This window comes from Streptococcus varani, assembly GCF_001375655.1.
Taxonomy (GTDB): domain Bacteria; phylum Bacillota; class Bacilli; order Lactobacillales; family Streptococcaceae; genus Streptococcus; species Streptococcus varani.
This window is the reverse complement of sequence record NZ_CTEN01000002.1, coordinates 183,036-196,089: the sequence shown is the minus strand read 5'-3', so window position 1 is coordinate 196,089 and position 13,054 is coordinate 183,036. Positions and strand designations below refer to the sequence as shown.

Annotated in this window: 10 protein-coding genes and 1 pseudogene; all 11 read left to right on the top strand. The window is 41.8% G+C overall.

The window, feature by feature from the left end; translation table 11 throughout:
* The first annotated feature begins 473 nt into the window (after nt 1–473).
* Complete coding sequence (locus tag BN1356_RS04495) at nt 474–4,658, top strand: phage tail tape measure protein (RefSeq protein ID WP_093650212.1); 4,185 nt, start codon at nt 474–476, stop codon at nt 4,656–4,658.
* 1 nt (nt 4,659) lies between these two features.
* On the top strand, nt 4,660–5,382 hold the full coding sequence (locus tag BN1356_RS04490) for a phage tail protein (RefSeq protein WP_093650211.1): 723 nt from the start codon (nt 4,660–4,662) through the stop codon (nt 5,380–5,382).
* The gene (locus tag BN1356_RS04485; RefSeq protein ID WP_093650210.1) at nt 5,383–8,586 is read left to right on the top strand and encodes a phage tail spike protein; all 3,204 of its coding nucleotides are present in this window, start codon (nt 5,383–5,385) and stop codon (nt 8,584–8,586) included. It begins immediately after the preceding gene.
* A gap of 9 nt (nt 8,587–8,595) precedes the next feature.
* A complete protein-coding gene (locus BN1356_RS04480; protein ID WP_093650209.1) occupies nt 8,596–9,021 on the top strand; it encodes a DUF1617 family protein in 426 nt (141 codons plus the stop codon).
* A complete protein-coding gene (locus tag BN1356_RS04475) occupies nt 9,018–9,263 on the top strand; it encodes a hypothetical protein (RefSeq protein WP_093650208.1) in 246 nt (81 codons plus the stop codon). Before BN1356_RS04480 ends, BN1356_RS04475 begins: the two co-directional genes overlap by 4 nt.
* An 8-nt stretch (nt 9,264–9,271) precedes the next feature.
* The gene (locus tag BN1356_RS04470) at nt 9,272–9,574 is read left to right on the top strand and encodes a hypothetical protein (protein ID WP_093650207.1); all 303 of its coding nucleotides are present in this window, start codon (nt 9,272–9,274) and stop codon (nt 9,572–9,574) included.
* Between the two features lie 3 nt (nt 9,575–9,577).
* Nucleotides 9,578–9,829, top strand: a complete 252-nt coding sequence (locus tag BN1356_RS04465) for a phage holin (protein WP_093650206.1) — start codon at nt 9,578–9,580, stop codon at nt 9,827–9,829.
* Between the two features lie 129 nt (nt 9,830–9,958).
* Nucleotides 9,959–11,371: a peptidoglycan amidohydrolase family protein gene (locus BN1356_RS04460; protein WP_093650205.1), complete on the top strand. Its 1,413-nt coding sequence runs from the start codon at nt 9,959–9,961 to the stop codon at nt 11,369–11,371.
* Between the two features lie 204 nt (nt 11,372–11,575).
* Nucleotides 11,576–11,761 carry a type II toxin-antitoxin system HicA family toxin gene (locus BN1356_RS04455; RefSeq protein WP_024376845.1) on the top strand — a complete coding sequence of 62 codons (186 nt, stop codon included), beginning with the start codon at nt 11,576–11,578 and terminating at the stop codon, nt 11,759–11,761.
* Nucleotides 11,762–11,820: 59 nt separating this feature from the next.
* On the top strand, nt 11,821–12,225 hold the full coding sequence (locus tag BN1356_RS04450) for a type II toxin-antitoxin system HicB family antitoxin (protein WP_071127058.1): 405 nt from the start codon (nt 11,821–11,823) through the stop codon (nt 12,223–12,225).
* Between the two features lie 497 nt (nt 12,226–12,722).
* Nucleotides 12,723–12,914, top strand: a pseudogene (locus tag BN1356_RS04445) (HAD hydrolase-like protein); the annotation flags it as partial.
* Nucleotides 12,915–13,054 lie beyond the last annotated feature (140 nt).

Genomic DNA, 13,054 nt, shown 5'->3' with positions numbered 1-13,054 from the left:
TTGATAATAAATTAGCTTGTCATCGCAATCATAACACATCAAAATACTTGATTTCGTGAGGTATTGGAGTATAATAGAGATAGAAAGAAGGTGTGTCATTATGCATTATGATGAAGAGTTAAATAGCTTACAACATACTTTTAATGTTTTCATTATTCTTTGTTTGCTTTGGATTCCTTATCTTGCATTTCTGGTGTACTGGATGTCTACTGACATTACCTTTTTTTCTCAACTATTCTTAATAATTTTCATTATCCCAGCTTTTTTTCAACCTGTATTTTGGTATTTGATGCTTGGTTGTTTTCTTTGGGTTATTATTGGAATGTACCGAAAGAAGTGGGAGCAAATGCTTGATCCTAAGTACTAGAGACGGTAGTCATATGATTCCTTTATCTGGCAATGTTTAATAGTTTTGTTTTAACACCTAGTTGTAGGTGTTTTTTTGTACTCTAAAATAGAGAAGGGAGAAAAATATGGCTACACCATTAGGTGCTATGCGAGTTGAGTTAGAACTGGATAGTTCAAAATTCGCAAGTAGTCTAACAGCTAGCAAAAAAGCCGTTAATTACTTTAAAGCTGAAGCTAGAGCACTAGATGGCGCTATGAAAAATAATGGGAACACCATGACGCTTCTAAGCGCAAAACAGAAAACCTTGACTCAGGCCTTGGAAAAACAAGGCAGCGTTTTGACGAAATTAAAAACCAATTTTGATACCCTGGAGGTTGGTTCAAAAAAATGGGAGAATGCAGCAACAGAAATCGAGAGGGAGAACGCTAAGTTAGAGCAACTTCGAAATGAACTAGGCAGAGTTCAAGATGCACTGATAAAAGTTCATGCTGAAAATTCAAGATGGGGGAAGGTCGGATCTGCACTAACAGGATTTGGAGAGGGAACTAAAAAGGTTGGTACCGTTTTAACCAATATGGGAAATGCAATGAGGCCTGTCTCAACGATACTAAGTGCAGGCTTTTCACTTGCGACGAAGAAAGCTCTTGATTTCGGCGGGCAAATGCAAACAGTGAAGGCCCTTCTAGGGGATACCATCACTGACTCAAAGAAGCTTGATGAAACAACTCTTCAGCTTGGCAATAGCTCTAAGAAGTGGTCTAAACAATTTGGAATTACTACTACTGAAATTAATACTGGTATGCAGGAAATTATCAAAGCTGGACTTGATGCTAACCAAACGATGGGAGCCATGCCACCGATCCTAACAGCAAGTAAGGCGACTGGTGAGGATTTCAACACGGTAATGAGCGCCTCGACATCAATTATGAGCCAGTTTGGATTAATCACAACCGATACTACTCAGATGTTAAAAAACACCAATAGGGTTACGGATAGCCTGTCCTTTGTTGCAAATAAGACAAAAGCAGGTTTTTCTGACATGGGTCTTGCAATGGAATATGTGGGGCCTGTCGCAAATTCTGTTGGTATGGATTTAGAAGAAACAGCGGCCGCCATAGGTATCTTGTCAAATGCAGGTATTGATGGGCAAAAAGCAGGGACAGCACTTCGCGGGGCCTTATCAAAATTATTAGACCCATCTAAAGAAAATGCTGCCGCATTCGAAAAGCTAGGTTTTTCTGCGGAAGAATTCCGAAGTGGGGCCATCAAGCTACCCGATGTTATTGACCGTATTAAGAAGAATACAGAAGACATGACAGATGCTCAAAAAGCATCGTTGATTGCACAAGCTTTTGGTATTGAGGCTCAGTCAGGGATTAATGCATTAGTTAATGAGGGTGCAGACTCGCTTAGAAAGCTAGCGACGGAAACAAAGAATGCTGAAGGATACACAGATAAACTCTATAAAAAGATGTCTGGTTCCGGCAAATCAGCAGTGGATAGATTTAAATCATCTTTGGAAGTCTTGCAAGTTACAATAGGCGAAAAATTGCTACCGATACTGGCCCCAATCATTGAAAAAGTCACAAAATGGGTCGAAAACTTTGCAGAAGCTGACGAATCAACCCAAAAATTTTGGATGACCATCGCAGGAGGATTAGCTGTAGCGTACCCTCTTTTAAATTTCACTGGCAATGTCGTTTCGGCTATTGGTAGTGTCTCAAGCGCCTTTGGTACGCTTGCTACGAAAATTAGTACGATTTTAGCAAAGAGAGCTATAACTAGCACGTTATCATCTGTAGCAACCTCTGCAACGGCAACAGGCACTGCAATGGCTGGTGCTACTGGAAAAGCAGGGTTGCTAACTAGTGCTATTGGGTTACTTGGGAATCCTCTTACTTGGGGGGTACTACTTGGTGGATCTGCTGTAGTCGCAGCCTCATTGTGGGCGGATGAAGCAAATAAAGCAGCTCAACGAACAGCTGAATGGGGGACCGCAGTTAGCAATACTGAAGCAAACGAACTTTCGAGATTTAAATCTAAGGTCGATGAGACAAATCATGCGATAGAACTTTTTGGGACAAAGGGAGTTCAGGATGTTGAAAACATCAAGAAAGCTTTTTCTGAATTAACTGGAGAAATCGCTAAATTGGTCGATGAAAACCTGACTAAAGATTTAGAATTGGCCGAAAAGCTGGGATTAACTGAAGAAGAAATCCAACGTATCAAAGATAACGCCAATCAGACGAAAAAAGCAACGGATAGCATGGCTTCAGATATCGTTGACATCTATAAGCGTGCGAATGAGCAAAAGCGGAAGTTGTCAGATGAAGAAAAGCAGATTGTACTATCTGCACAAAATGCCTTGATTAATGAACAGTTGGACTTGATGAAATTTTCAAGCAAAGAGAAAGAAGCCATTACCAAAGCCATGAACGGACGGTTGGAAGAGCTGAACTCTACTCAGCTAGCTAAAGCATTGTCAAATACAATGACAATGATAGAAGAGGAGAATAAAGCTTACAAGAGCCGTAAGAAGGATATTGAGCGGCTATATGAAGAAGAAAAAATCACCAAGGAAACCTATCATCGTGAAATTGAGCAACTTGAAGCTGAACATTCGGCTAAAATGGGTGTCTACAGCGAAAAGTACATGGATATGCAAAAGCGTTTGCTGGAAGTTAATGGTTCTCTTGCTAAAAGCACACCAGAAGCTCAGAAGTTAATTCTCAACCAAGTTAAACAAACTATGGAAAGTCTAGGCCTATCCTATAAAGAATTTGAAGCTAAGATGGAAGGAACAGCCCAAAAAGCATCAGAGACTTCATCTTTAGTTGGAGAATATTGGCAAGGGATGAGCGAAGACGCTAGAGCAGCTGTTAATTATTGGAATGGCATTGTTCTAGACCCAGTCACTGGCGAAGTAAAAACAAACGCTAGGGAAGAGATCCAAAAAGCCTTACACGCCGAGGGAGGTTGGGAGGCCATTCGACTGTCTCTTAAAGAAGGCAAGATGACCACAACTGCTAAAATAGCTATTGGTGATGCGCTTGTCGCCTCTGGACAATGGGAGCAACTTCGTCCAGAGGAAAAAGCTTTAGTTGTAGATGGTCAGCCAGCTATAAAAGCGATTGTTGAGAGCAAGGATAATCTTGCTATTTGGAATGCAATGCCAGAGAGTGTAAAAAAACTGCTTGGCGAAAATGATAAATTCATGAGTAGCGCTGAAACTGCGACAGAAACATTGAATAGATGGAATTTCCTTCAACCTTATCAGAAAGACTTGATTGTTAATGATTTGGCTACAGGGAAGACTGAGCAAGCACAGTTGGCGATAAATAATCTAATTGGGAAAACAGTTGGGTTGGATGCAGATGATTTACCAGTTTTGCAAAAGGTTATATCAACAAACACTGCCATCAATGGCTTAAAACAGACCAGTATACCAACCATGAATGCTATAGATGGAACTTCTGCCGAGGTGGCAAAAGCTAATGCTAGTGTTAATAGTCCGAAGCAAAATGCTCCAATCCAAATGTTTGGACTAGATAGCACGGGTCTTGCGGTAGCACAAACCAGTGCAAGTGTCAATAGTCCAAAGCAATTTCAACCAATAAACATGTTTGCTCAAAACAATACTGCAGGACCTGTTGCTCAAGCTACACAGGATGTTAATAGTCCACGGCAATTCAGCCCTGCGGTTATCAATGCAACTAACTATGCCAGTGCAGAAGCAAGACAAGCGACTTGGGATTTGAATAGCATTCCGAGAAGCATCACTTCTACAATTACAACCTTTGTTCAAAAAATCTTTAGCAATGAAAAAGGGACAGACTTCCACCCAGGCGGATTAGCTATGGTTAACGACCAAAAAGGGTCAATGTACAAGGAGTTAGTTACCTTGCCTACTGGCGAAAGCTTTATCCCAGAGGGACGTGATGTTATTTTACCACTTCCTAGAGGTTCAAAAGTTTTACCAGCAAATAAAACAAAACGTTTGATGGCTAAGATGGGGATTCCGAGATATGCTGAAGGGGTCGGCTATTCTAAGGATTCCCAAATCTTTAAAACGATGGACAGAATTGAAAAACAGTACTCGACTGATGTGACAATCAATACTGATAATAGTGCAATTATCCAGTTTTTAAAAGAAATTTTACAGATTTTAAAACAAGGTAAACTATATGATCAACCAATTACAGTTAATGTCGCCTCTGAAAGTGGTACAGACTATAATCGTCTTGCTGAAAAAGTTGGTAATCTGCTAGCTTTAGAAATTCAGAGGAAATCACAATTGAGAGGAGGCTAAAGTGACGCAATACAATGAACTCATTATTGACGGTGTGAAAACATCGTCTTTTCCTTTTCAATTAATTGTCAAAGAACCTCCGTTTTATGAGTTGTCAGAAAGCAAATCACAAATTCTGGAACATGATGGGATAAATGGGGCTATTATTCAATCCAATAAGCACAGACCTATTGTTAAGAAAGAGTACACTTTGCAATTGATTAACCCATCTGAAGAAGAGATTAATCAGTTTTTAGCATTATTCACTAGAGAAGGCTTTTGGTTGGAAAGTGAACGGTTAAAGACAACTCGTAGGTGGTGCTATAAGGTAGAAAATATCTTAGTTACTGAAGAGGCACCTGGCTTATATATCTGTAAAGTTACCTTCATCTGCCACCCTACCAAGTTTTTCAAAGGCACCGACATCCAGACGTTGACTGGGAATGGGGTTTTGAGGGTGCAAGGGTCAGCTCTTGCTTTTCCTAAGATTACAGTGGTTGGTCAGAGCGCTTCTGAGACATCGTTTACGGTGGGGAATCAAGTGATTAAGCTTGAAAAGCTCTCAGAATCGCTTGTGATGACCAATGATCCTGACAATCCTAGCTTTAAGACGGCTAGTGGCAAGCTCATTAAGTGGGCTGGTGATTTTATCACAGTTGATACTGCTAAGGGGCAGAATGTTGGTGTTGTTTTAGGTACTGGCATTCAGTCTTTAAAATTTGAAACAGTTTGGGGGTGGGCATAGTTGCTCTTTTTACTCGATGCAAATGTACGAACGGTCAAATGGAATGGGATTCCACTTCATGAGTCCAGATCTGCCATTGTCAAAGAAGAAGTCAATGGCGACTTCATCCTCACTGTCAGATACCCTATCACGGATTCAGGAGTTTATCAGCTCATCAAGGAAGATATGCTGATAAAGGCGCCTGTGCCTGTGCTGGGTGCTCAGCTGTTCCGTATCAAGAAGCCTATTGAGAATGATGATAGCCTGGATATCACTGCCTATCATGTCTCTGATGACATCATGAAGCGGTCTATCACTCCTGTGTCTGTGGTTGGTCAAGGCTGTGCTATGGCACTGTCTCAAATGGTTCAGAATGCTAAGACTGGGCTAGGTGATTTTTCCTTTACCAGCGACATTATGGACAGCAGAACCTTCAACACGACTGAAACGGAAACGCTCTACTCTGTCTTGATGGACGGTAAGCACAGTATCGTTGGAACGTGGGAGGGTGAGCTTGTCCGTGACAACTTTGCTCTATCTATCAAGCGTAGCCGTGGGGCTGATCGTGGAGTTGTCATCACGACACATAAGAACCTCAAGTCCTATCAGCGAACCAAGAACTCTCAAGGTGTTGTCACTAGGATTTATGCACGTTCTACATTTAAGCCAGACGGTGCTGAAGATGAAGTGACGCTCAGAGTGACTGTTGACAGTCCACTTATTAACTCTTATCCCTACATCAATGAGAAAGAGTATGAGAACAATAACGCTGAAACCGTTGAAGACCTGAGAAAATGGGCTGAGGCTAAGTTTACTAATGAGGGCATTGATAAGGTTTCTGATGCCATTGAGATTGAAGCCTATGAGCTTGATGGTCAGGTTGTCCATCTGGGCGACACGGTCAACCTCAAGAGCAGAAAGCACAGTGCTGACCTCTATAAGAAGGCCATTGCCTACGAGTTCAACGCTCTGACAGAAGAGTATATCTCCATTACCTTTGACGATAAGCCAGGGGTTGGTGGCTCTGGGGTGTCTAGTGGCTTGTCTAATGCTGCTGATGCCATTCTTGGGGCAAGTGCCACAGCTCAGGACGTTGCTATTCAGAGGGCTGTGAAAAATGCTAACGCTGCGTTTGATGCAGAGTTTGATAAAGCCAAAACACAGCTTAATGATGATATCGAAAGAACCAAAGCCAAAGTAGAAGTTGTCAAATCAGAACTGACCAGTCGCTTGGATAATCAGCTATTACCAGTCGCCAGTGAAGCTAAAGGTCTGGCTTTGAAAGCGCAGGCTGCTTTAGTTCAATCACAGGCAGAACTTCAAGGACTTACCAAAGAACTGACCAATCATAGGCAAACAGCCTTAGCTCAAATCGCTCAAGTTAAAGCACAAGCTCTTAGCCAAGGCCAACAACAGGCTGCCTTAACCACACAGATTGAAAATGCTGTTTCAGGCCTAGCCACTTTTAAGCAGACTGTTCATCAAGAGCTAGCTACTTTTAACCGGCTAACAGAGACTGTCAAGGGTAGGATTGATCAGGTTGAAAGCCAGAGTGAACAAACTGCTGCGGGCTTTAAAACCTCACTGAAAGCTCTTGAGACATACACTGCTTTAGAACCAACCAGAGCCAGTCGTTATTTTGAAGCCAGCAAAACAGAAACGGCAAGGCAGCTCACAGCCCTAAGGACAGAAGTTAGTGGATCTTATGTGGCTAAGTCGACCTATGAGGAAAATGCAAGGGGAGTCGCAAGACGCTTTGAAAGTCTCTCATCTGGTGGTCAGAATTACGCATTAGGGACGGAAAAAGATGTCTATGTGACGGTCTCGTCCGATGGTCTTTTTGACCTTTATGACTTTGGTGCCACTTTGGCCGTGAAAGGTGTTCAGGTTGGCGATACAGTGACCCTTGCCTTTAATTATTTCACCACTAATAAAACAGCCTTTGGCTCTTATGAGATTGAACTACACGGTCACAGCGGTAAGATTCAAAGGCTTGGCGAGGTAGAGCGAACGGTCTTAGGCCGTGGCACCTATCAGGTCAGCTTTGTCGCAAACCCTACTAACTATTTAGGTACATCTCTTAAGATACGCTTTACAGCTAGTCAGCTAAGCTTTCGTGTGACTAAGCTGCGACTGACAAAAGGCTCTATCGCAGCCGATTGGAGTCCAGCTCCAGATGACATGAAGGCCTACTCGGACCAAAAGCTGATACAATTTCGTTCGCAGTTTGAACAGACTTCTAGCGAGATAAAAGCCAATGTGGAAAGTCTAAGTAACCAGACGCTCAAAAAAGCCGATGTGAGCATCACCTCTGATGGTATTGTCCTCAAGGCTGGTAAGAGTACTAGTGATATGGCAAGAGCTATTGGCTCCTCCTTTGCGGTAACCCCTGATGCTATAAGGATCTTTAGTAATCTGATAAAGGTCAGCGGGAACATGTTGGTTGATGGCTCTGTCACAAGCCGTAAGTTAGTGACTGGTGCTGTAGAGACTGGTCATATTAAGGCGGGGGCTATTACAGGATACCTCTTATCCGCAGAAGCTGTGAGCGCTAAGCACGTTAAGGTTGATCAAGCCCTCTTTACTAAGCTCTTTGCCAATGAAGCTTATGTGAGACAGCTCTTTGCCAAAACAGCCTTTATCACACAGGTTCAAGCTGTGGACATCTCAGCGAATCGGGTTAAAGGCGGTCTTTTAGCAGCCATTAATGGGGCTACAAAATTCAATCTCCAGACAGGAGCTTTGGATTTCTACACGGACAGCCCGGCGCTTCGTAGGGTCTTATCAGGCTATCCAACGCAATTTATCCGGTTTACAACAGGTACTTCCAATGGTAAGAAGACGGGTGTCACCATTATCGGTTCTAATCGTAATGGAACGGAATCCTCTAATGATGGTGGCTTTGTAGGTGTTCGCTGTTGGAATGGTAATAGTACAGACCAGATTGATATTGTTGGTGATGTCGTACGTTTAGCTTCATCTGCCTTTGACAACTCTGACGGTTGGTCTGTAAAGACTTTACCGGGGAAACTAGAGATCGATGCTCATCGCTCTAGTGATCGCCCTAGTTCAAAATTGAACATTGGCGACGTTAACTTGTTCCGAACTGCCACGAACTATACTAGCTTGAAGGACATTCTTCAACAATTCAATATTAATTTCAAACATTTAGCCAATATCACCGGTCGAGGTGATGTTATTTCGACTTGGGAAACTATCAAATAGGAGAATACCATGGAATTACACTTACAAAATAAAGATTTAAAAGCACTTATCAATGTCCTTGAGACTATCACGGTAAGGAACATGCCAGCCAACCGAGGTAGAGCCAAGTTGCTTATGCATGCGACTAAAAAGTTCAACGAGTATGGTCAAGATGAGCTTGATATTATTAAGGAGTTCGCAGAGACAGACGCAGATGGGGAACTCCTTGTCAATGCATCAGGACAATTTGCTCTCAAAACCGATGCGGACATGACACTTGTTAACACTTTAGTAACAGAGTTATCCACAGAAAAAGTTGTGCTTAGTGCTGGGGAGTATAAGAAGCGCTATGAGGATTTCTTGACATATTTATCAAGCTGCGAAGATAACTTTGACGCAGAAGCTGTGATGGTGATTGATACCATCCTAGACCAATTTGAAGGAGCCAGTAAATGACATTAGTAGTTAAAAAAACGACACGCTTAGTTGGGGAATTAACCGTTGATGGCACTGTTGTAAAGACCATCACTGTTGAGTTAGATGACAAAGCTATGCCTACCGTAACGGAATGGACCAATGACGAAGCGCTCTATGCGGCTCACCGCAAAGAGATGCGCAAACAGAAAAAAGAATTTGATGATAAGCGTTTTGCCCTTGAGGATGCCATCCTAGCAGAGCTAGAAGCAGTCGAGGATTGAGGTAAGCTATGACGGTTGAACAAGCTGAAAGAATAGCTCAATCTCAATTTGTGTGGGCTATTCTCTTTATCTTGCTTTTTATGATTGTAGTTGGGTATCTGGTGCGAACGTCTGATAAGCGTGAGAAAAAGCTAATGGATTTCCACGATCACTCAAAAGCAGAATCTAATAAACGTGAAGAGTGGCTCAAAGGACACTTAGATAAAAATACAGAACAGTTACAGGACATTTCTCAGACCATTGGTGTGGTCCAAAAGGAGATGTCTTATATGAGCGACCGCATTGGTCGTCTAGAAAAACAGGAGACATAAAACATGATTAATTGGACAGTAAGACTTAAAAACAAAGCTTTTTGGACTGCGATTATCCCAGCGGTCTTATTAGTGACGCAAGCGGTAGCGAATGTGTTTGGTTACACGCTTGATTTAGGGGATTTAGGCAATAAGTTACTTGTGGTTGTCAATAGTGTCTTTGCAGTGCTCGTTATTACAGGTATTGTCACAGATCCAACGACTAACGGTGTATCAGATAGTGAACAAGCATTGAATTACACTGAACCTAAATAAGTCTAGCAATATGAAGAACATAGGAAAGGTATTTCTTGTGATGGTACTGGTAGTTTTGTCAGTACCTTTTCTTTTTCTTTTATTTTTTTTAGACCCATTTTTTGAACTATTTTACAAGGAGGAAGACAAATGACAATCAATACTGAGCAAGCTATTGCATGGATGTCAGCACAAGCTGGAAAAGTGACCTATTCAATGGACTACAGAAACGGACCAGGTTCTTATGATTGCTCTAGCTCTGTTTACTATGCCTTGATGTCAGCTGGAGCAATTACAGCAGGCTGGGCAGTAAATACTGAGTATCAGCATGATTGGCTCATCAAGAATGGTTATAAGCTCATTGCAGAAAACAAAGACTGGGACGCTAAGCGTGGTGATGTCTTTATTTGGGGTCGCCGTGGACAGTCTAGCGGTGCTGGTGGTCATACTGGTATCTTTGTAGACCCTGACAACATTATCCATTGTAACTATGCCCGCAATGGAATAACTATTGACAACTACAATCAGACAGCGGCAGCTAGTGGCTGGATGTATTGCTATGTTTACCGTTTATCTAATCAGTCATCAACCTCAACGGCTGGAAAAAGCCTTGATACCTTGGTTAAAGAAACCCTGGCAGGTGTTTACGGTAACGGAGATACCCGCAAGGCAGCTCTTGGCAATCAATATGAGGCTGTCATGGCAGTCATCAATGGCAAAACTACGGCACCTAAAAAGTCGGTTGACCAGCTTGCTCAGGAAGTAATTCAGGGCAAACATGGTAACGGTGAAGAACGTAAGCAGTCACTGGGTGCTGACTATCCAGCGGTTCAAAAACGTGTCACCGAATTGCTCAAAAAACAGCCCTCTGAGCCGTCTAATGCTCAAGAGGTAAAACAGTCCACGGAAACCAAAACAAGCCAAACTGAGCCAACTGGACAAGCCACAGCCACCAAAGAAGAAGGAGAACTCTCTTTCAATGGGGCGGTTCTCAAAAAAGCGGTGCTGGACAAGATTCTGGCCAACTGTAAGAAGCATAACATCTTGCCTAGCTATGCCATCACTTGCCTACACTTTGAGGGCTTGTGGGGTACATCAGCGGTCGGGAAGGCTGATAACAACTGGGGAGGTATGACCTGGACTGGTAACGGAAACCGTCCAAGCGGTGTGACAGTCACACAGGGTTCAGCACGTCCTAGCAATGAGGGCGGTCATTATATGCACTATGCTAGTGTGGATGACTTCCTGACAGATTGGTTCCACTTGCTAAGGGCTGGCGGTTCTTACAAAGTATCAGGAGCTAAGACCTTTTCAGAAGCTGTCAAAGGGATGTTCAAGGTTGGAGGTGCTGTCTATGATTATGCTGCTAGTGGTTATGATAGTTATATTGTAGGTATGGCAAGCCGTCTAAAAGCGATTGAGCAGGAAAATGGACCACTTTCTAAATATGACCAACAGGCCGACATCAGTGTCGGGCAGTCTGACAAGATTGATGTGGTTATTGATAGCCTAGAGATCACTATTAATGGTGTTACCTACACCGCAACTAAAAAACCATTTTAGGAGGTAAAGCTCCGTGATAAGACAAACGCCATCGCTTTTGCGGTGGCTTTTTTCTGTTATAGCGGACTTTTATTGAAAAGTCGCTTATAAAAGACCATTTTTAATAATAAGCTGAAAATATTTGTTAAAAACAATTGCTTTGTGTTGACAAATGTTTAAAACAAGTGTATAATGTAATTAAAGATAAGGAAAGGAGAAAAGCCAATGACAGAGCGAGAGCTTAAGAAAATTGCTAAGAAGCAAGGTTTTAGTAAAACTAACTTTGGCAAAGGGTCACACGAAGTTTGGAAACATCCAGACGGACGGACAGTGACGATACCTAAGCCAAAGGAAAAAGATTACAGACCAGGCACATTGAGCAACATTCTCAAAGTCTTGTATGGGGAGTGAGGATACTCCTCCCCATACCCCTAAAGGGGATACTCTGATCATTGGCTTAATCTAATATTATGAAGTACACTTATTTAGCATTGTTTGAAGCTGATAAAGAAAACGGTGGCTATAACATTTCTTTCCCTGATTTCCCTGGAGCATTTAGCGAAGCTGATAGTTTGAACGAGGCTATTTTTAACGCCCGTGAAGTTCTTGAAATCTATACTATTATGTTTGAAGACGATGGCAAAAAATTTCCGAAAGCATCCTCATTCAAGGCTCTTGCAAGCAATCTAGCAAGTGATGAAGATGTGATTCAGGCTATTTCAGTTGATACTGAGCTTGTTCGTGAGCGTGAACGGTCTAAGATTGTCAATAAGACTGTCACACTACCAAGCTGGCTTGTGGAAGTCGGAAAAGAAAACAAGGTTAATTTTAGTCAACTATTACAAAAGGCAATCCGTGAAGAATTGCAAGTATAAAAAATAGCGGTCAAATTGGCCGCTATTTTGTTTTTATAGGAAAAATTTCTTATCCAAAAGTCTGGCGATAGGTTACGAGCTAAAAAACAATAAAGAGACTGCCCTTATGGGGGCAAATTAGGGGCAAAAACTTTGTAAAAATATGTTTGATACTGGTGAGGTTAGTTTTTTATCTTTTTATTTATCCTTGATTTTGTCGCATTTCGTAGCTCTTTGTCTCTTTTAGTTGTTATAACGAATGTTGTTGCAAAAAGCAATCCGTGAGGAATTGCAAGTATAAGAAAAAGCGGTCAGATGGCCGCTCTTTTCTGTATAAAAAATTATGAAAATAGATAGTAATACTTTTCAAAAATTGAACTATGAAAAACTGTCCGCCCCAAATTCGCCCCAAATTATTTTCAAAGTTAGCCTGAATTAACCTAACGGGAAATCAAAAAAGCCTGTAAAATCAGGCTTTTCATTCGGTTAATTCCTGTTAATTCAGGTACTGAAAGGCGGTAGACGGATTTGAACCAAGTCAAGCGCTCATGATTGGAGATAGTCTGATGGCAGACATTCTCGGTGGTAACAATGCCGGCATCGACACAGTTTGGTACAACACGAAAAAAAGTAGCAATACAAGCTTTGCAAAACCAACTTATACAATCAGCAATTATCAGGAATTAATGCATATACTTCAAAGCTCTTAGATTTTCTAAGGGTTCTTTTTTAGATAAGGTAAAACTAGATAGATTTATTGAAAAATTGAGATTTTACCGCTTTCGTTATGAGAACGCTTTCTAATGTGCTATACTAAACTATATAGACACATGCAGGGGCTCTTAGCAGG